The following is a 23960-nucleotide window of genomic DNA, read 5'->3' as shown; positions in this document are numbered from 1 at the left end:
GCCGGTAGCCCGACCGGATGCGCGCCGCGCGGCGCAGGCGGGTTCAGCGCGCGGCGCGACCTGACCGACCCGGACCGGTGCCGGAGCGTCGGGAACCGATGCGGGGAGCCCGCACCACCGGGGAGCTGACGGCTCCGGGGCGGAAGTCCCGAGCCGCGGCGGCCACCATCTCGTCGGGGTCATCTTCGAGCGTCTGCCGGACGTGCGCAGGGATGATCTCGGACGTGGCCAGCGCCAGCCGGACCTGCACCGAGCGGTCGTCGACCAACGTCGCCAGATCCGCCTCGTCCAGCTCCAGCGCGCGGACGAGCGCGGCCCGTACGTCGACCGCAGAGTCCCTGGCCAGGGCGCTGCGCTGCGCCGCCGTGGTCCGCGGGTTGCGGGCGAGCCCCTTGCGGACGCGGACGGTACGGTCGGCGAGCAGGTCGACGATGACGTCGGGGTCCTGGGTGTGCGTGGCGAGCCGCTCGCGTACCTCGGGTGAGGCGTCCTCGACCAGCCGGGCGGCGAGGTCGGGCTCCAACTCGCTGGTCTCGGCGAGCAGGCCCCGAAGCTCCTTGTCGGGCGCGGCGACCATCGCCCGGCGGACCGACTCGTCACAGGCCGGGTTGCCGGCAACAGCCCAACGGACCCACCGGTCCGCGTCCTTGACCAGCCGCAGGAGGTTGCCGACCGACGTGGCGGGATTGCGTGCCACCGTCTCCCGGACCTGACGATCGTGGTCGCGGGTCAACGTCCGCAGCGCCTGCGCGGGCGCGTCCGGCCGCGCCGCGACCGCCTTGCGCACCGGGACCGACGAATCCGACGCCAGCTCGATGAGGGTCATCTGTGGTGTCGCGGGGTCCTGTGCGAGCGCGAGCCGCGCGTCCGCCCCACCGTCGGTCGGACGGTCGGCCGTGGTCCCCGACCCGCTGTGCCGGTCGGTCCCGCCGACGTGCTGCTGCTTGCCCATGGCCGCAATCATGGCACGGGCCGACCCGGGCGCCGCGCGGCAAGCCGGTACCCCGTCCCTGGTCCGGCGCCCGCCGCCTTCAGTGCTGACGCGGGGCGACCAGCCCGGACTCGTACGCGACGACCACGAGCTGGGCGCGGTCACGGACGTGCAGCTTGGTCATGGCCCGGTTGACGTGGGTCTTGGCGGTCAACGGACTGATCACCATGCGGGCCGCGACGTCGTCGTTCGACAGGCCCTGGGCGACCAGCACCACGGCCTCGCGTTCGCGGCTGGTCAACTCCGCGAGGCCGGCCGGGGCGCGCAGGTGACGCGGCTCGACGACGTACCGGTCGATGAGCCGGCGGGTGATCGACGGCGCGAGCAACGCGTCACCCCGCGCGGCGACGCGTACGGCGTGCAGGAAGTCCTCCGGCTCGATGTCCTTGACGAGGAACCCGGCGGCGCCAGCGCGCAGCGCGTGGAAGACGTGTTCGTCCAGGCCGTAGTTGGTCAGGATGACGACGTGTACTCCGGCCAGGGCCGGATCGGCGGCGATGAGGCGGGTCGCCTCGATGCCGTCCAGCACCGGCATCTGGATGTCGATCAGGGCGATGTCGGGCAGGTGACGCCGGGCGAGGGCGACTCCCTCCCGCCCGTCGGCGGCCTCGGCCACCACCTCGATGTCGTCCTCGATGTCCAGGAGCGCGCGGAAGCCGCTGCGCAGCAGCGCCTGGTCGTCGACAAGCAGGACGCGGATCACGCGGCCGGTCCGACCGGGAGTTCGGCGTGGACGGTGAAGCCGCCCTCGTCGCGGGGCGCGGCGTGCAGGCGTCCACCCAGGGCGGTGACCCGCTCCCGCATGCCGAGCAGCCCGACTCCGGGCGTCGGGGCGGTGGTCGGCGTGGCGGCGCCGTCGTCGTCGACGCGGATGGCGAGGGCGTCCGGACGGTAGTCGACGTGGACCGACGCGGTGGCCGCGGCGGCGTGCCGGGCCACGTTGGTGAGGGACTCCTGGACGATCCGGTAGGCGGTCCGGTCCACGGCAACCGGCACGGTCTGTCGCCGCCCCTGCACCGTCAACGTCGCGTCCAGCCCGGCCATCCGGGCCCGCTGCACCAGCTCCGGCAGGTGGTCGAGGCCGTGCCGCGGGTTCCGGTTGTCGTCCCGCAGCGCCTCCAGGGTCGCGCGCAGTTCACGGCTGGCCTCCCGACCGGCCTCCCGGATCGCCAACAGCGCCTCCGGCACCGTCTCGCCGCGCCGCTGGGCCACGTGAACGGCTACCTCGGCCTGCACCTTGATGATCGAGATCTGGTGGGTCAGCGAGTCGTGCAGCTCCCGCGCGATGTGCAGCCGTTCCTCGTCGGCGCGGCGGCGCGCGGTCTCCTCGCGGGTGCGCTCGGCCTCGTCGGCCCGCCGCTCGGCCTGCCGCAACGCCTCCCCCGCCGCACCGGCGGCGATCAGCCACGCCAACTCCAGCGCGCCCCGGCCCCGAGCGAGCGCGTCACCCAGCGGCAGGTCCTGCGGCGGGGCGAGCGCGCTGAGCGGCAACGCGACGAGCATCAGCACGGCGGCGACGATCGTGACGGCCCGGTGACCGGCCCGTACGCCGGCGTACACGGCGAACAGGAAGGCGACGGCCGGCACGTCGAAACCGGCCGCCTGGTAGCCCACGGCGCACAGCCCGGTGACGGCCAGGACGGCGACGGGAGCGCGGCGACGGGCCGCCAACGCCAGACCACCGGCGACCAGCAGCGGGTAGCCCAGCAGGTCGGCGTCGATCGTGGCGGAGTCCGCGGACCGCCCGGCGACCAGCAGCACCACCGCCACGCCGACGGCGATGGCCCAGTCCCGGGCAACGGCACGCGCTGTGCTCATGCGCGCACCCTAGCCCGCGACGCGCCCCGGGCGACTCCTGCGCGCGGACGACCGGGAACTACCGCGTCCGCGGTAGTCGTGCGGTGGATGCGTCGTACGTGGCAGCCGTCTGCGGCCGCCGCGGCAGGGCGAAGAGCCTCCGGCTGCCGGACGACCGACGGTCGACGCGGCGACAGGATCGAACGACACAGCACGACGTCCGAGAAGGAGAAGCACATGTCGGTGTTCACCGCTGCCGCGTCCGCCCTGCTTGACGGGTTCGCCGCCCCTGACCAGCAGTTGGCGGCCACGGTCACCACCATGAGCGCCGGGCGGCTCGGGGCCAGCCTGGGCGGCCTGCTGGGCCTGGCGGGGGTGATCGTCGGCGCGTTGGCCCTGGCCCGCCCGAGCAGCCGCGTCGGCACCGGCAGCGGACCGCTCGGCGCGACCGTGGCCCTGGCCGCCGGGCTGATCGGCGTCGCCCTCGGGGCGCTGGTGGTGGCGACCTCCGACAGCGGGATCGGCACCGGCAACGGTCGGGGCGGGGCGTACGTGGCCCTGGTGGTGGGGTCCGCCGCGCTGGTCCTCGGTGGTCTCGCGCTGCGCCGTACCCGCAGTTGAGGAACCGCCCGTCCTGCTCCGCGCGGGAGCAGGACGGGCCCGACCGGCGCGACTAGACTCACCGGCGGCGGTCGATCGGGGGAGCATGCCCAGGTGAGTTCGGACCAGCTCCTCGTCACGCTGGACCGCACCAGTGCGGTGCCGTTGCAGCAGCAACTCTGCGACCAGATCAGCTCGTCCGTCCGCGCCGGCCGGCTGCGTCCCGGCGACGCGGTGCCGCCCAGCCGCGAGCTGGCGCACCAGCTCGGGGTCTCCCGGACGGTGGTGACCCGCGCCTACGAACTGCTGCGCGCCAACGGGGTACTCACGTCCCGGCGTGGCTCCGGCACGCGGGTCAGCGCCGCCCCGGCGGGCACCCCACCGGCCGTCCCCCGCGCCGCCCGCGCACATCTGCGGCCCGAGCCCCCACTGCCCACCGACGCCGGCAGTCCCCTCTGGAAACCGTGGGAGCCGGCGCCGATGCACCGGCCGGACGGCACGTACGACTTCCGGCACGGCACCCCGGCGCTGGCCAGCTTCCCGGTGACCCGGTGGCGGCAGTCGCTCGCCGACGCGGTCAGCCGGGCCGACGCGGTGGCGTTGGGCTACGGCCCGGCCGAGGGTTCCCCGTCGTTGCGTACCCAGATCACCGCCCTGCTGCGACGCAGCCGGGCGTTGGACGCCCGGCGTGAGGACACGGTGGTGACCAGCGGCGCGACCCAGGCCATGGACATCCTGGTCCGGCTGCTCGTCGGCCCGGACGACGTGGTGGTGATCGAGGACCCGAGCCACACCGTGCTGCGGCAGATCTTCGGCTACTCGCGGGCCGCGGTGGTGCCGGTGCCGGTCGACGAGGAGGGCCTACGGGTCGACGAGATCGACTGCCGGGTCCGCGCGCACGGCCTCGACCCGGCCCGGGTACGCCTCGTCTACGTCACCCCGTCGCACCAGTTCCCGACCGGGTTCATCATGTCCGACCGGCGACGACGGGCGTTGCTGCGCTGGGCCCGCGAGCACGCGGCGACGGTGCTGGAGGACGACTACCACAACGAGTTCACCTTCGCCGAGGAGCGGCTCCCGTCGCTGGCCGCCGACCGGCAGGACGCGGACGTGGTCTACGTCGGCAGCTTCAGCAAGACCCTCTTCCCGTCGCTGCGCATCGGGTACGCGGTGTTGCCGCCGCACCTCGTCCGATCGTTCCTGGGCGTCAAGTGGATCACCGACCGGCTGACCCCGACGGTGACCCAGGAGGCGCTGGCCGAGTTCATCTCCTCCGGCGCGTACGCCCGGCACATCGGCCGGATGGACCGCCTCTACCGGCAGCGACGCGCCCGCCTGCTGGAGTCGTTGTACGAGCACTTCGGCGCCGGGGTGCGGATCTCCGGCACGGCGGCCGGGCTGCACGTGCTGGTGACCCTGGGCGGCGCGCCCGACGTCGACGAGGCCGAGATCGTGCGCGCCGCCGCCGCGCGCGGCGTACGGGTCTACCCCGCCTCGGGCTACTTCGTCACCCGGCCGCCGACCGAACCGACCTTCCTGATCGGGTACGCGGCGCTGCCCACCGCCCGGATCACCGAGGGAGTGGCGCTGCTGGCCGCCGCGGTGCGGGACGTGACGGCTCGGTGAAGCGGGGCCGGCGGAACCGGGCGCTCTGGGCGTACGGGACGGTGCAGTCGAACACCGCCTTGGCCGTGCGCCCGTCGGCGGAGAGCGCCGGCGAGTAGCCGGTGTGCTGGCTCGGGTCCAGGGGGAAGCCCTCCCGGTCGGGCAGCACGACCAGGTCCTGGTCGGCCTGGAAGCGGGTGACCATGGCCCACCACAGGTCCTGGTCGGACTCGATGTCGACGTCCTCGCCCACGCACAGCACCAGCTTGGCCATCCGGAACTGCTCCAGCACCGCCTCGGCGGCGGCGCGCACCGCGAGGTCGTCCTCGGGGCCACGCTTGGCCGGCCACTGGAGCACGACCATGAGCTGACCACCGCCGGCGGTGTGGCAGTGCGCCGCGAGCGCCGGTGTCCCCCGCCGCCGCAGCACGTCCAGCACGGCGGCCTCCATCCCGAAGCCGAGCAGGATCGACTGCTCGTGCCCGGGCCCGGAGACCGCCTGCAGGATCGGGCTCTCCCGGGCGGTGATGCCGGTGACCCGGATCAGCGGCAGCGAGGGGTTCGCCCGGCCCTGGTAGCCGAGGAACTCCGGCGTGGCGACCGTGCCGTGCGCGCTCTCCGGTGCGTGGTCGGCCAGCAGCTCGCCCTCGATGACGTACTCGGCGTGGGCGATGAACTCGGCGTCCACCGTGGCGCAGGGCAGCAGCTCCACCGGGTGGCCGGCGAGCGCGCCGGCCACCGCCAGCTCGTCGAGGTCCGACGGAACCAGCGAGGTCGGGCAGCACGACGACAACAGCACCGCCGGGCTCAGGCCGAGGTGGATCGCCACCGGCAGCGCGCGACCCCGGCGCAGGGCAGCCTGGTACGCGAGTTCCAGGTCGCGCCCCGGCACCATCCAGATGGTCAGCGTGTCGGGCCCCTGCACGCACATCCGGTGCACGGACAGGTTGCGGACCCCGGTGTCCGGGTCGGTGGCGAGCACCGCGCCGAGAGTCAGGTAGGGCCCGGCGTCCTCGTCGGTGAGGACCGGCACCGGCAGCGCGGTCAGGTCCCGAGGCAGGATCTCGCGCGGCCAGCGGGAGGCGTCGACGGCGGGCACCGCCGGTCGGGGCGCGGCCACCGCGTCGAGCAGCCGGTGGGGCAGTTCCGCGGGCGTGCAGCCGAGGAGGCCGGCGGCGCGTCGGCGGGTGCCGTAGAGGCCCATCAGCACCGCCCGGGTGGGGCCGTCGTCGGGGCGTACCCGGTCGAAGAGCACGGCCGGTCCGGCGCCGGTGGGCGGGGCGGCCGGCGCGCCCGCCCACCGGGCGTAGTGGGCGGACACGCCGTACCGGGCGGGCAGCTCGGTGGCGACCCGCACCAGCTCGCCCGGGAGCGGGTCGAGGCTGGCCAGAGCGTGCCGCAGGTCGACGGGTGAACGGTGGCTCATCTGCTGTCCGCCGACGCGGCGGCGCGGCGGGCCGCCAGCATGTCGAGCTGCATCAGGGTCAGCTCCTCGATGAGGGCCCGGTACGTGCCGACGGCCACCTCGGGCGGCATGCCCTGCCCGACCGCCAGGCCGTGGATGCGGTCGAGGACCTGCCGCACCCGCTCGGGTGAGCGGACGGTCGCCTCGTCCGTCTTGTGCACGGTCAGCTCCCGCACCACCCGGGTGCGCTCGGCCAGCAGGGCGATGATCTGCCGGTCGAGCCCGTCGATGGCGACCCGCAGCTCGGCGATCCGGGCCGGCCCGTCGACGTCGCCGGCCGACGCCGACCCGGCCGGCGACGCGACTGGTTGCTGGTCGCTCACGGCTGCGGAACCTCGTCGACCACGAAGACGACGGTGGGTTCGGCGTCGCTGCCCTGGGACCGGTGTTCCTCGTCGTCGGGGATGACGAACCCCATCCCGGGACGGCAGGGCACCGACCGGTCCCGGAAGTGGATGGTGAACTCGCCCTGGAGGACGTAGCCGGTGTGCCCGCGCAGACACCAGTGGTGCTCGTCGAAGCCGGGCGGCAGCTCCAGCAGGCGGAGTCGCTGACCGCCCACGTACGTCATCTTGACCCGGCCCTCGGCGCCCGGCTTGTCCCACCGTTCCCACTCGGTGGCCGGGAAGTCGATGCCGACCGGGGCGGCGACCTGCTCAGTGGACATTCTCGATATCTCCTCTGCTCTGGACGGGTTCGGCGCGGCGGGGCCGCGGGACACGTTCGTTGCGGTCCCGGCGCGGCAGGACCGGACCACCGCCGATGGGTTGGTGCCGCTTGAGCAGCTGCACCATGTCGAGCATCCGGTGCACCATCCGCTCGAGTGCGTCGACGCCCTCGGCGTCGGTCAGGCCCGGGCTGCCGGTGGTGTTGCGCAGCAGGACGGGGAATCCGCTGCCCACCAGGATCATCCTGTTGAGCAGCAGGTTGTTGACGATCTGGTTGTGCACCGAGGAGTCGCTGTACCGACGCCCGGTGACGATGATGCCGCCGACCTTGTCGGCCAGCGGCCTGGTGAACCGCAGGTAGCCGACGCCCGCCCGCTCGATGAAGACCTGCATGAGGTGGGCGAGACCGAAGCCGTGCACCGGGGCCGCGTAGATCAGCCCGTCGGCGGCGGCCATCTGCTCCACCAGGGCGGGGACGTCGTCGTCCACCCGGCAGGGCAGGGTACGGCTGTTGCAGTCGCCGCACGGGCTGCACGGCGAGATGCGGTGCTCGCGGAGCACGATGGTGCGCAGGGTCGCGCCGCGCTCGGCGATCAGCCGGCCCGCGTACGCGATGGCGTGGTCGGTGTTGCCGCCGGCCCGTTCCGACCCGTTGATGGCGAGGATGGTCGCTGCTTCGCTGTGCAAGGGCACCCCCGGTGCTCGGCGCGGGGGCGGACGCCACGACGACGCCCACCCCCGACGCGGTCAGTCCGTCAGCTTCCCGGCGAAGTAGTCGATGTAGGCCTGCATGTCGAAGTGACCGTGCCCGGAGAGGGAGAAGACGATCGCCTTCGACTCGCCCGTCTCCCGGCACCGCAGCGCCTCGTCCACCGCCACCCGGACGGCGTGGGTGGACTCCGGCGCCGGCACGATCCCCTCGCTGCGGGCGAAGAGCACACCCGCCTCGAAGCACGCGCTCTGCGGCACCGCCCGCGCCTCGATGAGGTCGATGTCCCGTAGCGCGCTGATGATCGGCGCCATGCCGTGGTACCGCAGTCCACCGGCGTGGATGGCCGGTGGGCGGAAGTCGTGGCCCAGGGTGTGCATCTTGGTCAGCGGGGTGAGGCCGGCGGTGTCGCCGAAGTCGTAGTCGTAGGTGCCCTGGGTCAGCGACGGGCAGGAGGACGGCTCCACCGCGACGAACCGCACGGCCGGGCCGCCGCCGAGTTGGCGGCGCAGGAACGGCAGGGCCAGGCCGGCGAAGTTGGAGCCACCGCCGGCCGCGCCGATGACGATGTCCGGGTAGTCGTCGGCCATGGCGAGTTGGAGCAGCGCCTCCTGGCCGATGATCGTCTGGTGCATCAGCACCAGGTTGAGCACCGAGCCGAGGGAGTACTTGGCGACGCCGCCGCTGACCATCGCCGCCTCCACCGCCTCGGAGATGGCCAGGCCGAGGCTGCCGGTGGAGTCGGGGTCGGCGGCGAGCGCGGCCCGGCCCGCCTCGGTACGGTCGCTCGGGCTCGCCGTCACCGAGGCGCCGAACGTCTCCATCAGCCCGCGCCGGTACGGCTTCTGGTCGTAGCTGACCCGCACCATGAAGACCTCGCAGTCGAGGCCGAAGTAGGTGCAGGCCATCGAGAGCGAGCTGCCCCACTGGCCGGCGCCGGTCTCCGTGGTCAACCGCTGCACGCCGTCGAGCTTGCTGTAGTACGCCTGCGGCACGGCGGTGTTCGGCTTGTGGCTGCCGGACGGGCTGACCCCTTCGTACTTGAAGTAGATCCGGGCCGGCGTGCCGAGGGCCTTCTCCAGCCGGTGGGCGCGTACGAGCGGGCTGGGCCGCCACTGGCGGTAGATGTCCAGCACCGGCCCGGGGATGTCCACGTCCCGTTCGGTGCTGAACTCCTGCTCGATCATGCCGGTGGCGAAGAGCGGTTCGAGGTCCGCCGGGGTGAGGGGTTCCCGGGTGCCGGGGTGCAGCATCGGGGGCAGTCCCTTGGGCAGGTCGGGAACCACGTTGTACCAGGTCGTCGGGATGTCGCTCTCGGGCAGCACGAACTTCGACGTGGTCATGGCACCTTCCGATGAGGGGTGGGTGGGTGTCAGGGACTCGCGGTGGCCGGTTCGGCGGGCGCCGGCACGGGCCGGACGGCCGGTCGGATTCGCAACGCCGCGAACGCGACCACACCGACCACCGGGGTCAGCAGGAGGATGAGCAGGACGGGTCGGTGCCCCTGGGTCTGCCACACGAAGCCGAGACCCATCGGCACGACCAACCGGGCGGAGCTGAGCACGAAGGCGTTCAGAGCCATGAAGCTGCTGACCCGCCGTTCCTCGACGTGGTCGGCGATGTAGGTGGGCACCACCACCGAGGCGATGATCTCCCCGAGGGTCCAGACCACCGTGGAGAGCAGGACGGCGGGCAGGGAGAAGGCGAACACCAGGACCGCCATGCCGGCCGACCAGAGCAGGCCGGCCACGACCAGCAGGACCCGGGTGGAGTACGCCTTGATCCGCTTCTCGATCAGCAGGCTGGCGCTGACCACGACGACGCTGTTGATGGTGTAGACCGCGCCGACCACCGCCACCGACGAGTGCAGCACGGTGGTGACCGCGAGGGGCAGCGTGTACTCCAGGCCGATCAGCGGCGCGACGTAGCAGAACGAGACCAGCACCAGCAGCGCCACGTCGACGTCCCGGCGCAGGCCGGCCCACCGGGTGGTGGCGACCGGCGCGGCCGTCGGGGCACGGCGGGTCTGCGCGGGTACGAACAGCCAGATGGTGGCCGCCGCGAGCAGGCCGAGCAGGATGTTCCCGGCGAACATCAGCTGGTACGACAGGGCCGCCGCGAATCCGCCGAGCAGCGGGCCGACGCCCATGCCGAGGTTGTTGGCGAGGTAGCTGACCGTGTACGCGAACGGCCGCTCGCCCGGCTCGGTCAAATCGGCGATCAGCGTGTTCGCCGCCGGGGAGAACATGCCCATCCCGACCAGCGCGACGAAGAGCAGCACCGCGTACGTCCAGGTCGGACCGTCGACCACGGCCAGGCCCAGGTAGCCGGCCGCGTTGAGCAGCAGGCTCGACACCAGCGCGGCGCGGCGGCCGGCCCGGGCGCAGACCGGTCCGCTGAGCAGGCTGCCGGCGAGCAGGCCGGTGCTGCCCACGGAGATCAGCACGCCCGCCTCGCCGGTGCTCAGGTGCCGGCTCTGCACCAGGTAGACCGCGAGCAGCGGGAAGACGAACATGCCGGCCCGGTTGATGAAGGACGCGTAGACCAGCATCCGCAGTGGGCGGGGCAGCGCCCGGAACCGGCTCAGCCACATCACGACTCCCCCACCGGTTCGGTACGCACCTCGAAGGAGTCGCGGATGACTTTGAACCGGGCGCGGACGTCGTCGAAGTCCCGCCCCTCGCAGACGTACCAGCCGAGCACGTCGTTCGAGGCGGTCGGCGCGGCGAGCACGTCACCGACGCTCTTCCACACGTCCGCGTCGCGCACCGCGTCGAGCGCCCGCAACTCCTGCGCCGAGGTGATCGCGGTGATCCGCCCGTACCGGTCGGAGCAGAGGTACTCGGTGCCGATCTCCGGCCCGACGCCGGCGTCCGGCACGTGCGCCGGGTCCAGTTCGAGCCGGCACCACTCCCCGGCCAGGTTGATCCCCCGTCCGGCCTCGATGGCGGGCACGATGGAACCGCCACCGGCCCGGGCGGCCGCCTCGCCGAAGATCACTTCGCCGTCGTCGCGGAGGAAGAACTCGACGTGCGCCACCCCCGTGCGCATCCCGAACCCGCGCAGCACGGTGGCGCTGGCGGCCAGGATGCGCCGCTCGGCGTCGGTCAGGTCGTGCTTGCGCGAGACCGTGCCGCCGGGCTCGTCGCGGAACTCCAGGACCGAGTACGTGTAGCGGGAGAGCTGTTCGAAGACCACCTCACCGGCGCGCAGCAGCGAGTCGACGTGGTACTCGGCCCCCCGGACGTACTCCTCCACCCGGTAGTCGTGCCGGTCGTCGGCGATCAGCGGCCACACCCGGGCCAGGTCCTCGGCGGAGTCCACCCGGTGGGTGTCGCCGCAGGCCCAGCCGGCGTACGGCTTGATCACCACCGGCCAGCCCACCTCGGCGGCGAACTCGGCGACCGCCCCGACCGTCTCCGGACGGCACGAGCGGGCCACCGGCACCCCCAGCTCGGTGGCCCGGCGGTGCATGACGTTCTTGTCCCGGAAGGTCAGCGCCTGCTCCGGGTCGAGCCCGTCGATGCCGTGGTCCCGCCGGCAGTGCGCGGCGGTCAGCACGTCGCCCTCGAAGAGCGGGAAGATGCGGCGCACCGGGTGCTCGGCGACGATCGTCGCGACGACCGCCCGGACGGCCTCGCGGTCGTCGAGGTCGGCGTGGTAGCAGGGCAGCCCGGCGGTGTCGGCGGACGGCTGCCCGGTCGGCAGCAGCGCGACGGCCGCCACGCCCCGCTCGGCGGCGGCGGCGACCACGGCGCGGAACTGGGCGGCGTACCGGCCGGCCGCCGGACGGTAGATGACCAGGATCGCGCCGGTCACGGCCGACCCCGACCGTTGCTGCCCGCCGGGCTCAGCGGTCCGGCGGTACGCAGCACCGCGCTCGTCGCGTCGCGGTCGAGCACGGCCGCCTGCCGTGGGCCGGCGGACATCTGGTCGAGGACGTCGCCGAGACGGGCCAGCGCGTCCACCACCTCCGCCCGTCCGCCGGGGTGGGCCGACTCGACGGTGAGCAGCAGCGCGTGCGGGCCCAGGTCGGTGCGGACCAGGTGGCCCTGCCGCCAGTTCCAGCGCCGCGAGTGGGCCCGCCCGGCGGCGTCGGCGTAGACGACCTCGCCCGGCTCGGGGCGCTCCGGCGCGTCCGGAACGCCCAGGGGCAGGTACGTCTCGGTGCCGTCGGCCGGCCGCACCACGAGGTCGGTGAGGCCGTCGACCGCGCACGAGGCGACCGGCAGCGCCGTGTCGAGTGAGACGGCGTTGCAGAGGTCGACCAGGGCGTTGATCCGGGGCAGCCGGTCACCCTTGGCCACCCGCCGGCTGATCGACTCGGCGGCGCAGGGGAAGCGGTTCGGGTTAACCCCCACCGCCCGGTACGCCTCGCGCCAGGCCGCGATGCCCGGCAGGTCGGCCACGCCGGCCTTGTCCAGGCCGGCGGCGTGCAGCGCGTCCTCGGCGGCGGTCAGCAGCGCCGACACGGCGGGAGGCGCCGGTACGACCTCGACCTGCGCCACGGCGAGCACGCCGAGCACATAGTCCGGCACCGCGGTCAGCACCCGGTCGTCGATGCGGACGGTGAGCGTGGCCGCACCGTCGCTGAGCTGGGTCATCGTGATCCTCGTGAGGTTCGGGTCCGATTGTCCGCCCGACCGTACGCAGCGGGACGACCACCGGTTGTGGCCAATCCGGGGTGATCCGGTGAGGCCAATCCGGGTGGCCGCTGCGCGGCCGCCGACGCGTCACGCAGGAAGTTGTCGAAGAGCCGTAGGCCGGCCTCGGTGAGCACGCTCTCCGGATGGAACTGCACCCCCTGCACCGCGAGCGTGTCGTGTCGTACCCCCATCACGTAGCCGTCGTCGGACGACCGGGCGGTGACCCGCAGGGCCGGCGGCACCGGCTCCGCGACGATCAGCGAGTGGTAGCGGGTGACGGTGAGCGGGGCGGGCACGCCCTCGAAGACGCCCCGGCCGTCGTGGGTGACCACGCTGGTCTTGCCGTGCATCAGGTGCCGGGCGACCGCGACCGTCCCGCCGTAGGCGAGGCCGATCGCCTGGTGGCCGAGGCAGACCCCGAGCAGCGGGACCCGGCCGGCGAAGGCGTGCACCAGCTCCACGTGTCCGGACTCGGCGGGGTGGCCGGGCCCGGGGCCGAGCACCACCGCGTCGGGCCGCAGGGCCGCGAGCTGGTCGCTGGTCGCCGAGCGGGAACGGACCACCACGGTCCGCGCGCCGAGGGTTCGCAGGTACTGGTCGATGATGTGGGTGAAGCTGTCGTACGCGTCGACGAGCAGGACCTTCACGACAGCAGCTCCCCACCGGTCAGGGCCCAGTAGGTGGGGTTCATCTTGGCCAGCGTCTCGCGCCACTCGTCGCCCGGGACGGAGTCGGCCACCACCCCGGCGGACGCCTGGGTCCGGTAGTGCCGGCCGTCGTGCACGGCGGTACGGATGCAGAGCGCGAGCACCGCGTACCCGCGGACGTCGACCAGCCCGACCGCGCCGGCGTAGACGCCCCGGGGCTCGTCCTCCAGACCGTCGATGATCTCCATGGCCCGCAGTTTCGGGGCGCCGGTCATGGTGCCGGCCGGGAAGGTGGCGCAGATCGCCGCCCACACGTCGGCGTCGTCGGCGAGCTGACCCGAGACGGTCGAGACCAGGTGGTGCACGTACGCGAACGGCTCGACGTCGAACATGCTGTCGACGCTGAGCGTCCCCGGCACGCAGACCCGGCCGATGTCGTTGCGGCACAGGTCGACGAGCATGACGTGCTCGGCCCGCTCCTTCTCGCTCGTCGCCAGCGCGGCGACCCGACGTCGGTCGGCCTCGGGGTCGGCGGCGCGGGGCGCGGTGCCGGCGATCGGGCGCATCGAGAGCCGGCCGTCCCGGACGCGCAGGAACAGCTCCGGGCTCGCCCCGATGACGGTCCGGCCGGCCCACGGCGTCAGATACATGTACGGCGACGGGTTGCGGTGACGCAGCCGCCGGTAGACCTCCAGCGGCGTGAGCGTCGTCTCCACGTCGATCCGGTGGCCGATCTGGATCTGGTAGCTGTCCCCGACCTCGATGTGTCGCAGGCACTGCTTCACCCGGGCGGCGAACGTCTCCTCGTCGACAGTGTCCCGGATCAGACCCGGCGGCGGGGCGGCCGGCACGCGGGCGAGGTCGGCGGCCTGCCATTCGGTCAGCTCGGGCAGCCGGGCGATGTCCTCGGGCGGCAGGTGCGGGCCGGTGGCGTGGAGCCGGCGGACCGTGCCGGCGCGCAGATCCCACCAGACGGTGTGCCGGAACAGCGCGAGCGTGCAGCGCGGGATGTCGTCGACCACCCGGTCGGTCCCGAGCTCGTCCATGTCCCGCGCGGCCTCGTACGCCAGGGTGGTGAGGAAACCGAAGGCGAAGGTGTCAGTGGGGACGGTCGTGCGCACGGCGAACGCCCGCTGGATCGCCCGGACGGCCGTCCACACCTCGGTCGGGCCGGCGACCGGCCAGATCCGCGACGTCTCGCGTCGCCGGCCCGGCTCGCCCAGGACGGCGGTGAGCACGGCGGCCAGGGCGTCGCCCAGCGGACCGTCGGCGGTCAGTTCGAGGCGGTCGGCGATGAGTCGCACCTCGGCGAGAAGACCCCAACCGACGGCTGCGGCATACCGGTCCTGAGCTGGACCGTCCAGGCTTTCGAACAGATACGGATCGGGCTGGGAAAGACTGTCGGCAAGTGCCGCGTAGAGCGACAACGGATCGATCGACGGCAGTGTGATAGATGTCACTTGCACCGGAATTGAGCCCATAAATGGTGTACGGGCACCGGCCGACGAATGTGACCGGTTCGACCACGCGGCGCGCTCGGTTGACAATAGGGACACTTGCGGAACCCCCTCTGAACAGCCCGCTGCCGCGCCACCGTCGGCGCTGGCCCCACCGACAACGCGGCAGGTCGGGCCCTTCCCCCAGGCGAAAGGACTTCGCACGACCACCCCGGCGCCGGCGGCGGGGTCGTCCGCATTGGACACGCTCGGAACGTACGCCCTGATTCGCCGGCCACCGGGCGGTTGCGCACCCGCCCAACACTTTCCACAGGCACCGATCACGCTGTCCATACCACTTCGACGATCTCGGAGCGGACCACTTGCCAATAAATCTAAGCTTGTCAATAGATGTGCAATCGCGGGGAACGCTGGCGGTGCAGCTCCGTAACGCATTCCGGACGCAGATCGAGGAGGGGGCGTTACGCCCCGGCACCCGGGTGCCGTCGAGCCGGCAGCTCGCCGCCGATCTCGGCGTGTCCCGCAGTGTGGTCGTCGAGGCGTACGAACAGCTCTGCGCCGAGGGGTACCTCGTCTCCCACCACGGCTCGGGCACCTCCGTGGCGGCCTCGGCCCGGGCGGACGTCGGCTCGGCGCTCACCCCGGACGACCACACACCCGCCCCGACGGTCTGTGACCTGCGCACCGGCAGCCCGCACGACTCGGCGTTCCCTCGGCAGGACTGGATCCGGGCGGTCAGCGCGGTGGTCACCTCGGCCGGCCGTCGCGAGCTGGACTACGCCCCTCCGTCCGGCCTGCCGGTCGTGCGGCACACCCTGGCCGGCTACCTGGGCCGGGTACGCGGGGTGCGGACCCGACCCGAACACGTCATGGTCACGTCCGGCTTCGCGCAGGGGCTCGCGCTGCTCTGCCGGGTGCTGCGCGACCGGGGCCACGACACGCTCGCGGTGGAGGACCCGGGGCACCCGGGCGAGTGGAGGTTCATCGCCGAGGCCGGGCTGCGGCCGGTGGGCATTCCGGTGGACTCCGACGGCATCCGGGTGGACGCGCTGGCCGCGAGCGGGGCCCGTGCCGTGCTGGTCACCCCGGCCAGCCAGTTCCCCACCGGGGTCACGCTCACCGGGCGACGCCGGGCCCAGCTCGTGGCCTGGGCGCAGGAGGTCGACGGCTACGTCGTCGAGGACGACTTCGACGCCGCCCTGGTCGCCCCGGCGCAGCGGATGCCCGCGGTGCAGAGCCTCGCGCCCGACCGGGTGGTCTACGCCGGCAGCGCCAGCAAGGTTCTCACCCCGGCGCTGCGCCTCGGCTGGCTGGCCACCCCCGCCGACCTGACCGCCCCGGTCGAGCGCACCCGGGCCAGCTGGGACATCGGCTGCTCCGGCCTGGAACAGCTCGCCTTCGCCCGACTGATCGACACCGGTGCCTTCGACCGGCACCTGCGCCGCCTCGGCGCGGACGTGCAGAAGCGCCGCCAGGCGGTCCGGGACTTCGTCGCCGGGCACCTGCCCGACGTCACCCTCGTTGGTGGAGACGGCGGGCTCCAGGCGTACCTGCTGCTGCCGGCCCGACACCCGGAGGAGGCACTGGTCCGCGCGGCCCGGCGCCGCTCGGTGCTGGTGCGCGGTGGCCGCTTCTACGCCCTGCGGCCGGACGACCGTCCGCCGGCGCTGGTCCTCGGGTACGCCGGGGTACGCGGCCCGGAGTTGGGGCGCGGCCTGGCCGGGCTAGCCGCGGCGTACCGGGAGTCGGCCGGCCGGGGTTGATCAGTCGGCCGGCGCGGCCGGCGTCGGCTCGCGCACCATGAACACGTCGACCGGGTCCTCGCTCGCCAGGGTGAACCCGTGCCGCTCGTACAGTCGCCGGGCCGGGCTGCCGCTCAGCACGTTCAACCGGACCCGGACGCCGTCGCGGTCGCACCGGTCGAGCAGCGCGCGCAGCACGGCCGCGCCGACACCAGCGCCCTGCACGTCTGGCGCCAGATAGAAATGCTCCAGCCAGTGGGCGTCCTCACCCGGCCGCAGGGACACGCACCCGGCGAACGCGCCGCCCACCTCGATCAGCCAGGTGTGCGCCGGCGAGAACCCGTCCCGCAGTCGCTGCCGGACCCGTTGTTCGTCGTACCGTCCGAGCCGTTCCAGATCCGGCCGCAGCACCACGGACCGCAACTCGGCCACCGCCTCGACGTCCGCCGTCGACGCCGGCCGAAGCGCCCAGTCCCCCACGACCGCAAGGCTACGCGGGCGCGATCCGGCGCTCGCGTCACGCTGCCGGCGCACGCGGTCAGGTGGCCCGGACCGCCTCGATGATCGTCTCGGCGACCTCGCTCGCGGCCTGCGGGGCCGCCGCCATCGCGTGCGACCCGCCGACGATCTCGCGCTGCCCGCGCGGCGCGGCCCGCTCGGCCATGAACCGGTGTGCGGCGACCGGGATGTTCTTGTCGGCGTCACCGAACACGAACCAGCTCGGCAGGGACCGCCAGGCGGGCTCGCCGGTGAGCCCGTCACTCAGGGCCTGCTCGGTGATCGGCCGTTGGGTGCGGGCCATCAGCGAGGCGAGATCGTCCGAGACGTCGGCGCAGAACTGGGCGTGGTAGGCGTCCTGGCCGATCGCCACCTCGTTGCCGCCGGTCGACACCGGGTACTGCACGAGCGTGTCGGCGAGCGTGCTGCCGGGGAACTTCCCGGAGAGCGACAGCGCCGACTCGCCGGTGTCCGGCGCGACCGCGTTGACGTACACGAGGGCCCGCACCGACGTGTCGCCCGCTGCGGCCTGCGTGATCACCATGCCGCCGTAGGAGTGGCCGACGAGCACGACCGGCCCGCCGATCCCCCGGACCACGTCCCGCACGTACGCGGCGTCGCCCGCCACGCTGCGCAGTGGATTGGCGGCGGCCACGACGTTGTACGCGTCGCCCAGCCGCTCGATCACGCCGTTCCAGCTTGCCGACTCGGCGAACGCGCCGTGCACCAGAACGACGGTGGGGTCCGCATCGGGCATGACAGGCGCTCCCTCGCTCGTGACGCTGGTCCTCGACCGGACGCGCCGGTGCGCCTGAGTACCCGCCAGGCGACGGCGAAACCTCCGTTCCGACCGACCGCGCCACCCGCCTGCGCACGCGGTCCCGCGCTGCGCGACCCGCCCGGGAACTACCGGAAGACCTTGACACTCGTCGATGTTAGCGCCAACACTGAGGCCGTTACCTGGGCGCAACACTCCCGTCACACATTCCTGTCCGCGGGCGTTCGCGCCCTCGCCGGTGCCGCAGGACGACCGCCGGGGGCAGCGTCGACAAACGCGGCACCCACAGTTCACGGAGGACAGATGCCGCTGCCACTTGACCGGGGAACCGCCGCTTCGGGCGCCCCCCGCCGTCGACGGTCGGTGCTGGCCGCGATGCTGGTGGCGCTCGCCGTGTCGGCCGGGCTGCCGGTGGCCGGGCCCGCGCAGGCCGCGCCCGCCGTGACCTACAGCAACCCGTTGGTCAACCAGCGGGCCGACCCGCACATCTTCCGGCACACCGACGGCTACTACTACCTGACCGCGACCGTGCCGCAGTACGACCGGATCGTCCTGCGCCGCGCGACCACCCTGTCGGGGCTGGCGACGGCGCCGGAGACCACGATCTGGAGCCGGCACACCAGCGGCGAGATGGGCGCCCACATCTGGGCCCCGGAGATCCACTTCATCAACAACCGCTGGTACGTCTACTTCGCCGCCGGGCGGACCGACGACGTGTGGCGCATCCGGATGTACGTGCTGGAGAACGCCAACGCGAATCCGCTCACCGGAGGGTGGACCGAACGCGGCCGGATCACGACGCCCTGGGACACCTTCAGCCTGGACGCCTCGACCTTCGTGGCCAACGGGGTGCGCTACCTGACCTGGGCGCAGCAGGAGCCGGGCATCTCCACCAACTCGAACGTCTACCTCGCCCGGATGGGCGCCAACCCGTGGCAGATCACCGGCACCGTGACCCGGCTCGTCGTACCGACGTACGCCTGGGAGACCCGCGGCTACCGGGTCGCCGAGGGACCGGCGGTCATCCAGCGCAACGGACGCCTCTTCCTGACCTACTCGGCCAGCGCCACCGATGCCAACTACTGCCTCGGGATGCTCAGCGCCTCCGCCACCGCGAACCTGCTCGACGCGGCCTCCTGGAGCAAGAGCCCCAACCCGGTCTTCGCCACCAGCGCGGCCACCGGCCAGTACGGCCCGGGCCACAACTCGTTCACCGTATCCGAGGACGGACAGAGCGACATCCTGGTCTACCACGACCGGAACTACCGGGACATCAGCGGCGACCCCCTCAACGATCCCAACCGACGGACCCGGCTCCAGAAGGTGTACTGGAACGCCGACGGCACCCCGAACTTCGGCATCCCGGTGCCCGACGGTGTCACCCCGGTCCGGCTGCGCTCGCACGACCTCACCACCAGCTACGTCCGGCACTACGACTACCGGGCGCGGGTCGAGCCGAACGTGACGAACCTGGCCGACTCCCAGTTCCGCATCGTCATCGGTCTGGCCGGCGGCGGGAGCGTGTCGTTGGAGTCGACCAACTTCCCGGGCTACTACCTGCGCCACTACGGTTTCGCGCTGTCCATCGCGCCCAACGACTCATCGTCGATCTTCGCCGCCGACGCGAGCTTCCAACGCCGATCCGGCCTGGCCGACAGCGCCGGGATCTCGTTGGAGTCACAGAACTACCCGGGCCGCTTCGTGCGCCACCGTGACGGCCTGCTCTACCTGGAGGCGGTCAGTACGAGCGCCGAGCGCGGCTCTGCCACCTTCCACCTGGAATAGCCCCGGCGGGCGGGCCGTATCGCGCCCGCACGCGCCCTGCGACACCGTCGGCCGGTCCCCGCGACCTGTCGACGCCGATTGGAGCACCCGATGAACCGGCGTCCCACCATCGCTATCCTGGCCGGACTCTGCCTCGCGGTCAGCGCGGCCCCCGTCCCCGCCGCCGCCCGAGCATCGGCGACCGCCCCGGCAGGCGCGTACGCCAGGCTCGCCGGCCCGCCCGGCACGCCACCCGGCGCCTGCCCGACGGGGGCCGGCTACGGCTCGCCCCTGCCGTCCAGTTCGGTGACGGCGCCCCGCATCCAGGGCGGGTTCTCGTTCCTCGAAGGGCCCGTCTGGGTCGCCGACGGCGGGTACCTGCTCTTCTCCGACATGGCCGCGGGCACCGGGCCGTACAACGTGCAGCCGTCCACGATCCGCAGGTTCACGCCGCCGTCGACCTTCGACACGTTCATCTCCAACGCGGGCAGCAACGGTATCGCGCTGAGTGCGGACGGCCAGCAACTCGTGGCGGCCACCCACGACCAGCGCAACGTGTCCGCGTACCGGCTGAGCGACCGCGCCCGCAGCACCGTCGCGGCGAACTACCAGGGTCGGGCGTTCAACTCGCCGAACGACGTCGCGGTCCGCTCGGACGGCGTCGTCTACTTCACCGACCCCAACTTCCAGCGCGGCAACCGCCCGGACCAGATGAACGGACGCACCAGCGTCTTCCGCGTGGTCAACGGTCAGGTGTCGCTGGTGGACGACCAACTGCGTCAGCCCAACGGCATCTCGCTGTCGCCGGACGGGAGCACCCTGTACGTGGCCGCCTACTCCGAGAACAAGATCTACAAGTACGCCGTCCAGCCCGATGGCAGCACCGGCGCGCGCAGCGTGTTCGTGAACTACATCGGTGGCCCGGACGGCGGCACGATCGACTGCGCGGGAAACGTGTACTGGACCTCCGGCGGGGACTCCCTCGTCCACGTCTACTCGCCCGCGGGCGTCCAGTTGGGCACGATCCGGTCCGGCTTCACCGGCACGACGAACGTGGCCTTCGGCGGGTCCGACCGGCAGACCCTCTTCATCACCTCGGGTCCACGCAACGACTCCGGTCTCTACAGCGTGCGGCTGAACGTCCCGGGGTACCCGTACTGACGGACCGGCCGTGGGAGGAATCCCCCGTTGTGCTCCTCGCGGAGCGGATTCCTCCCCGCTCGCCCCCCAGGTTCGGCCGGACAGACCAGGCGCGGCCCGCCGCGCAACACGCGTTGAGCGGATCGGGTTCCCACTCAACGTGCGTTTGCTCCAAACAGGTGCGAGCTTACGCTCACGTTCCGTGCGCGTGTCAACGGGTGTTTCGCCCGGGGGCGCATCTGCGACACTGTCGTTCAGGTCGCCGGAGGGTGAAGAGCATGGTGGACGTTCGGCGCGCGGAGCGGGAGTTGCCGCCCCTCGACACGTTGGCAGCACGGCTGGAGTACCTGTTCGACAAGATCCGCCCGACGCCCGACGAACTCGGCGACTCCGACGAGCCGGGGCGGCGGTACACCAACCGGGAGATCGCCGACAAGATCAACGAAGCGGCGGCCGAGACGGGCGTGACGATCAGCGCCGCCTACATCGGTGAACTGCGTCGAGGTGTGGCGAGCGACCCGCGCACCTCGCACGTACGCGCCCTGGCCACCGCGTTCGGGGTCAACTCGGGCTACTTCGTGGACGACGCGGCGGCCCGACGGATCCAGGACCAGATCACGTTGCTCAGCGAACTGCGCCGGATGGACGTCAAGCGGGTGGCGCTGCGGCAGGTGCTCGCCGACAACGGCCTCTCGGCGACCGACACCCGCCTCGTCGAACAGATGGTGGCCCGGCTACGCGCCGTGGCGGAGGGCACCGACACGGCCGTCTCCGACGATCGTCGGTAGCCGATGGCCGTGCAGATCCTGCGGTGGGAGCACACCGACGAGTGGGAGAACACCGACGTGACGTCGCACCGGTTACGTAGACGCTGCGCGCGCATCGTCGCCGAGTTGGAGATACCGCAGCCCTTCGACATCCGGACGCTGTGCGACGCCCTCGGCGAACGTCGTGGCCGGCCCATCCACCTGGTACCGATCAAACTGCCGGCGCAGACGGTGTGCGGCATGTGCGTGCCGACGAACGACTTCGACGCGATCTTCTACGAGCAGGACACCTCACCCCTGCACCAACTGCTGATCATCGGTCACGAACTGGGTCATCTGCTCGCCGGACACCAGGCGACCGAGGTGCTGGACGCGGACTCGTCCCGGCTGCTGCTGCCCGACCTCGACCCGCAACTCGTGCGGCGCAGCCTCGGCCGCAGCAACTACGCCGCGGCCGAGGAGCGCGAGGCCGAGATGATCGGCTCGCTGCTGCTGCGGCGGGTCCGGAGCGGGCGCGGCGAGGCGGACGACGCCCCGGTCGACGGGCCGGACGCCGAGCTGTACGGCCGGCTGCGGCACTCGCTCGAACACCCGCACTGGTAGCAGGGTGATGGACACCGTCCTCTACGCCGTGTGCGCGGCCTCCGGTTGGGTCGCGTTCGCCTACATGGTGCGGTTGCAGCGCCGGCATCCCAGCCGGGCCCGTCGCGCGATCTGCGCGGGGCTCGGGGCGTTCGCGGCCGGGATCACGGTCGCCATCCCGCCCGTCGCCGTCGCGATCGACGAGGTGTCGGGCCTGCCCAACCTCGCCAAGATCATGGCGCACGCCGGCGCCCTGACCATCTCGGCCAACGCCGAGATCATGCTGCTGCACTTCGCGCTGCCCCCGGCGACGGCCGCCGTCCGTGCCCGCCGCTGGGTCTGGGTGACCGCGTGCGCGTTCGTCGTCATGCTCGGCCTGTTCGCCGTCACCCTCACGTACGACGAGCCGGTACGCCTGACCGTCGAGTACGCGACCGACCCCGTCGTCACCGCCTACCTGCTGATCTTCCTGCTGCTCGGGTTCTTCGCCTACTGCGTCGACATCACCCGACTGTGCTGGGGCTTCGCGAAGATCTGCGGACGCCCCTGGCTGCGCCGCGGCCTGCGCATCACCGCCGTGGGCGCCGCCTTCGCGCTGCTCTACAGCACCAACAAGATCGTCTACCTGGTGGCGTACTGGGCCGGCTACCGGCCGACCGGCGAGCGGCAGATAGCCGCGGTGCTGGTGACCATCGGCGCGTTGCTCATCACGATCGGCCTCACCATGCCGGCGTGGGGTCCCACTCTCAAGATCGGTCAGCGGTGGGCGGACTTCCGCTCCTACCGGCGACTGGAACCGCTCTGGCGGGACCTCGTCGCGGCCCTTCCCGAGCTGGAACTCGACCCCGCCCTGCGCCGCCGGTTCGCGGCCCTGCGCGACACCGACTACGCGCTCACCCGCCGGGTCGCCGAGATCCGTGACGGCCGGCTGGCGCTGCGCCCCTACACCGACACGGGGGTGACGGCGCTGGCCGAGCGGTTCGCCGCAGGGGCCGGCCTCGGCGCCACCGAACGGCAGGCGACGGTCGAGGCGGCGCACCTGGCCTGCGCGCTGCGGCGGCACCGGGCCGGGCTGGTCGCCGCGGTGCCGCAGCCCGCCGACGAGCTGCACCGACCGGACGGGGGCTATGCCGGCGAGGTGGCGTGGCTGACGCTCGTCACCGACGCCTACGCCCGATCGGCCGTGGTGGCCCGGACGCTCGCCGCCGCCATCTCACAACCGACGGCAGGAGACGCGCGCCGATGAGGGGCCGCTACGACAACCTCAAGCGGATCCGCACGCTGGACCCGCAGCGCGACTACCTGGACATCTACCAGACGATGCTGCGCTACGAGTTCCCGTGGGACATGAAGCTGGGCCTCAACCTCGCGTTCAACAGGTCCTTCTCGGTGCCGGCCATCGCCGCCGTACACACCACCACCGGTGAGCTGACCGAGCGCACCCAGAAGCGCATCGACGACACCGGCCTGCTGATGTACGAGATGGTCCTCAACGGGTTCGACCAGCCCCGGGGCCGTGACGCGCTACGCCGGGTCAACCAGATCCACCGCCCGTACGACATCGGCAACGACGACTTCCGCTACGTCCTGGGCTGCCTCGTGGTGATCCCGATCCGCTGGCTGCGCGAGCACGGTTGGCGTCCGCCCTGCTGCCACGAGCGGCAGGCCACCTACCTGTTCTACCGGGAACTCGGCCAGCGGATGGGCATCACCGACATCCCCGGGTCGTTCGAGGAGTTCGAAACCTGGTTCGACGCCCACGACGCCATCCACCTGCTGCCCAACGACGACGCCGCGGCCATCGAGCGGGCCACCCGCATGTTGCTGCTCGCCCGCCTCCCCCGCGTCCTCGCGCCGCTGGGAAACGCGCTGGTCAGCGCGATGTACGACGAACCGCTGCGGCGCGCGACCCGGGTCGACGCGCCGCCCTGGCCGATCCGGGCCGGCCTGCGCGTCGCGCTGCGGACCCGCGCGCGATGGCAGCGATGGTTCGGCGCGCCGCGGACCACACCGCTGTTCGCCGACGGCATCCAGGCCCGGACCTACCTCCAGGGGTACGAGATCAGCCAGCTCGGCCCGCACTGACCGGCGGCCGGTTGGCGCC

23 protein-coding genes and 1 pseudogene are annotated in these 23960 nt (G+C 72.7%); 9 read left to right on the top strand and 15 right to left on the bottom strand.

Annotated elements, in window-relative coordinates; translation table 11 throughout:
- Positions 1–43 precede the first annotated feature (43 nt).
- From ACN263_RS11245 to ACN263_RS11235, 3 genes are all read right to left on the bottom strand, one after another.
- Entirely contained in the window at positions 44–952 is a 909-nt protein-coding gene (locus ACN263_RS11245) for a hypothetical protein (RefSeq protein WP_422739736.1), read from the bottom strand.
- A gap of 79 nt (positions 953–1031) precedes the next feature.
- Positions 1032–1694, bottom strand: a complete 663-nt coding sequence (locus ACN263_RS11240; protein ID WP_422739735.1) for a response regulator — start codon at positions 1692–1694, stop codon at positions 1032–1034.
- On the bottom strand, positions 1691–2809 hold the full coding sequence (locus tag ACN263_RS11235) for a sensor histidine kinase (protein WP_422739734.1): 1119 nt from the start codon (positions 2807–2809) through the stop codon (positions 1691–1693). The genes ACN263_RS11240 and ACN263_RS11235 overlap by 4 nt, the downstream gene beginning before the upstream one ends.
- Before the next feature lie 216 nt (positions 2810–3025).
- Here ACN263_RS11235 and ACN263_RS11230 point away from each other — a divergent pair, with 216 nt between their 5' ends.
- Positions 3026–3409: a DUF6223 family protein gene (locus tag ACN263_RS11230; protein ID WP_422739733.1), complete on the top strand. Its 384-nt coding sequence runs from the start codon at positions 3026–3028 to the stop codon at positions 3407–3409.
- A gap of 93 nt (positions 3410–3502) precedes the next feature.
- Entirely contained in the window at positions 3503–5014 is a 1512-nt protein-coding gene (locus tag ACN263_RS11225; RefSeq protein ID WP_422739732.1) for a PLP-dependent aminotransferase family protein, read from the top strand.
- Here ACN263_RS11225 and ACN263_RS11220 read toward each other — a convergent pair.
- From ACN263_RS11220 to ACN263_RS11175, 10 genes are read right to left on the bottom strand one after another with little or no spacing between them, the layout of a single operon-like run.
- A complete protein-coding gene (locus ACN263_RS11220) occupies positions 4959–6419 on the bottom strand; it encodes a UbiD family decarboxylase (RefSeq protein ID WP_422739731.1) in 1461 nt (486 codons plus the stop codon). The two genes, ACN263_RS11225 and ACN263_RS11220, sit on opposite strands and share 56 nt — an antisense overlap.
- Positions 6416–6781 (bottom strand): chorismate mutase, encoded by a 366-nt coding sequence (locus tag ACN263_RS11215; protein WP_422739730.1) that lies wholly within the window; start codon positions 6779–6781, stop codon positions 6416–6418. Before ACN263_RS11215 ends, ACN263_RS11220 begins: the two co-directional genes overlap by 4 nt.
- Positions 6778–7125, bottom strand: a complete 348-nt coding sequence (locus ACN263_RS11210) for a cupin domain-containing protein (protein ID WP_355050129.1) — start codon at positions 7123–7125, stop codon at positions 6778–6780. The genes ACN263_RS11215 and ACN263_RS11210 overlap by 4 nt, the downstream gene beginning before the upstream one ends.
- Positions 7115–7819, bottom strand: a complete 705-nt coding sequence (locus ACN263_RS11205) for a flavodoxin family protein (protein WP_422739729.1) — start codon at positions 7817–7819, stop codon at positions 7115–7117. The genes ACN263_RS11210 and ACN263_RS11205 overlap by 11 nt, the downstream gene beginning before the upstream one ends.
- Positions 7820–7873: 54 nt before the next feature.
- Positions 7874–9178, bottom strand: a complete 1305-nt coding sequence (locus ACN263_RS11200) for a TrpB-like pyridoxal phosphate-dependent enzyme (RefSeq protein ID WP_422739728.1) — start codon at positions 9176–9178, stop codon at positions 7874–7876.
- Positions 9179–9207: 29 nt separating this feature from the next.
- Entirely contained in the window at positions 9208–10428 is a 1221-nt protein-coding gene (locus ACN263_RS11195; RefSeq protein WP_422739727.1) for an MFS transporter, read from the bottom strand.
- Positions 10428–11654, bottom strand: a complete 1227-nt coding sequence (locus tag ACN263_RS11190; RefSeq protein WP_422739726.1) for an ATP-grasp domain-containing protein — start codon at positions 11652–11654, stop codon at positions 10428–10430. Before ACN263_RS11190 ends, ACN263_RS11195 begins: the two co-directional genes overlap by 1 nt.
- Complete coding sequence (locus tag ACN263_RS11185; RefSeq protein WP_422739725.1) at positions 11651–12439, bottom strand: B3/4 domain-containing protein; 789 nt, start codon at positions 12437–12439, stop codon at positions 11651–11653. Before ACN263_RS11185 ends, ACN263_RS11190 begins: the two co-directional genes overlap by 4 nt.
- Positions 12436–13128 (bottom strand): anthranilate synthase component II, encoded by a 693-nt coding sequence (locus tag ACN263_RS11180; RefSeq protein ID WP_422739724.1) that lies wholly within the window; start codon positions 13126–13128, stop codon positions 12436–12438. The genes ACN263_RS11185 and ACN263_RS11180 overlap by 4 nt, the downstream gene beginning before the upstream one ends.
- Positions 13125–14432: an anthranilate synthase component I family protein gene (locus tag ACN263_RS11175; RefSeq protein ID WP_422739723.1), complete on the bottom strand. Its 1308-nt coding sequence runs from the start codon at positions 14430–14432 to the stop codon at positions 13125–13127. Before ACN263_RS11175 ends, ACN263_RS11180 begins: the two co-directional genes overlap by 4 nt.
- Positions 14433–14947: 515 nt before the next feature.
- On the opposite strand from ACN263_RS11175, the gene ACN263_RS11170 reads away from it, so the two are divergent.
- Positions 14948–16348 (top strand): PLP-dependent aminotransferase family protein, encoded by a 1401-nt coding sequence (locus tag ACN263_RS11170; RefSeq protein WP_422739722.1) that lies wholly within the window; start codon positions 14948–14950, stop codon positions 16346–16348.
- On the opposite strand, the gene ACN263_RS11165 is transcribed toward ACN263_RS11170, so the two are convergent.
- Both ACN263_RS11165 and ACN263_RS11160 read right to left on the bottom strand, forming a co-directional pair.
- Positions 16349–16807: a GNAT family N-acetyltransferase gene (locus tag ACN263_RS11165; RefSeq protein WP_422739721.1), complete on the bottom strand. Its 459-nt coding sequence runs from the start codon at positions 16805–16807 to the stop codon at positions 16349–16351.
- A 58-nt stretch (positions 16808–16865) separates the two neighbouring features.
- Entirely contained in the window at positions 16866–17582 is a 717-nt protein-coding gene (locus ACN263_RS11160) for an alpha/beta fold hydrolase (protein WP_422739720.1), read from the bottom strand.
- 324 nt (positions 17583–17906) lie between these two features.
- Between ACN263_RS11160 and ACN263_RS11155 the strand changes: the two genes are divergently transcribed.
- The 6 genes and pseudogenes from ACN263_RS11155 (at position 17907) to ACN263_RS11130 (ending at position 23941) form a co-directional block, all read left to right on the top strand.
- Positions 17907–19388 (top strand): family 43 glycosylhydrolase, encoded by a 1482-nt coding sequence (locus ACN263_RS11155; protein WP_422739719.1) that lies wholly within the window; start codon positions 17907–17909, stop codon positions 19386–19388.
- A 90-nt stretch (positions 19389–19478) separates the two neighbouring features.
- Positions 19479–20528: an SMP-30/gluconolactonase/LRE family protein gene (locus ACN263_RS11150; RefSeq protein ID WP_422739718.1), complete on the top strand. Its 1050-nt coding sequence runs from the start codon at positions 19479–19481 to the stop codon at positions 20526–20528.
- Positions 20529–20785: 257 nt separating this feature from the next.
- A pseudogene (locus ACN263_RS11145) lies at positions 20786–21273 on the top strand (hypothetical protein); the annotation flags it as partial.
- A 25-nt stretch (positions 21274–21298) separates the two neighbouring features.
- Positions 21299–21877 carry a hypothetical protein gene (locus ACN263_RS11140; protein WP_422739717.1) on the top strand — a complete coding sequence of 193 codons (579 nt, stop codon included), beginning with the start codon at positions 21299–21301 and terminating at the stop codon, positions 21875–21877.
- Between the two features lie 7 nt (positions 21878–21884).
- Positions 21885–23102 (top strand): MAB_1171c family putative transporter, encoded by a 1218-nt coding sequence (locus tag ACN263_RS11135; protein WP_422739716.1) that lies wholly within the window; start codon positions 21885–21887, stop codon positions 23100–23102.
- Positions 23099–23941, top strand: a complete 843-nt coding sequence (locus ACN263_RS11130; RefSeq protein ID WP_422739715.1) for an oxygenase MpaB family protein — start codon at positions 23099–23101, stop codon at positions 23939–23941. The genes ACN263_RS11135 and ACN263_RS11130 overlap by 4 nt, the downstream gene beginning before the upstream one ends.
- The last annotated feature ends 19 nt before the right edge of the window (positions 23942–23960 follow it).

Source organism: Micromonospora sp. WMMD729 (assembly GCF_049315225.1).
Classification (GTDB): domain Bacteria; phylum Actinomycetota; class Actinomycetes; order Mycobacteriales; family Micromonosporaceae; genus Micromonospora.
The sequence above is the reverse complement of the archived record's forward strand: the minus strand, read 5'-3'. Positions and strand labels throughout refer to the sequence as shown.

Coding starts and splice junctions, on each gene's coding strand:
- ACN263_RS11245 (WP_422739736.1), bottom strand. CDS start 952: ATGGGCAAGCAGCAGCACGTCGGCGGGACCGACCGGCACAGCGGGTCG.
- ACN263_RS11235 (WP_422739734.1), bottom strand. CDS start 2,809: ATGAGCACAGCGCGTGCCGTTGCCCGGGACTGGGCCATCGCCGTCGGC.
- ACN263_RS11230 (WP_422739733.1), top strand. CDS start 3,026: ATGTCGGTGTTCACCGCTGCCGCGTCCGCCCTGCTTGACGGGTTCGCC.
- ACN263_RS11220 (WP_422739731.1), bottom strand. CDS start 6,419: ATGAGCCACCGTTCACCCGTCGACCTGCGGCACGCTCTGGCCAGCCTC.
- ACN263_RS11210 (WP_355050129.1), bottom strand. CDS start 7,125: ATGTCCACTGAGCAGGTCGCCGCCCCGGTCGGCATCGACTTCCCGGCC.
- ACN263_RS11200 (WP_422739728.1), bottom strand. CDS start 9,178: ATGACCACGTCGAAGTTCGTGCTGCCCGAGAGCGACATCCCGACGACC.
- ACN263_RS11195 (WP_422739727.1), bottom strand. CDS start 10,428: ATGTGGCTGAGCCGGTTCCGGGCGCTGCCCCGCCCACTGCGGATGCTG.
- ACN263_RS11185 (WP_422739725.1), bottom strand. CDS start 12,439: ATGACCCAGCTCAGCGACGGTGCGGCCACGCTCACCGTCCGCATCGAC.
- ACN263_RS11160 (WP_422739720.1), bottom strand. CDS start 17,582: ATGCCCGATGCGGACCCCACCGTCGTTCTGGTGCACGGCGCGTTCGCC.
- ACN263_RS11155 (WP_422739719.1), top strand. CDS start 17,907: ATGCCGCTGCCACTTGACCGGGGAACCGCCGCTTCGGGCGCCCCCCGC.
- ACN263_RS11150 (WP_422739718.1), top strand. CDS start 19,479: ATGAACCGGCGTCCCACCATCGCTATCCTGGCCGGACTCTGCCTCGCG.
- ACN263_RS11140 (WP_422739717.1), top strand. CDS start 21,299: ATGGCCGTGCAGATCCTGCGGTGGGAGCACACCGACGAGTGGGAGAAC.
- ACN263_RS11135 (WP_422739716.1), top strand. CDS start 21,885: ATGGACACCGTCCTCTACGCCGTGTGCGCGGCCTCCGGTTGGGTCGCG.
- ACN263_RS11130 (WP_422739715.1), top strand. CDS start 23,099: ATGAGGGGCCGCTACGACAACCTCAAGCGGATCCGCACGCTGGACCCG.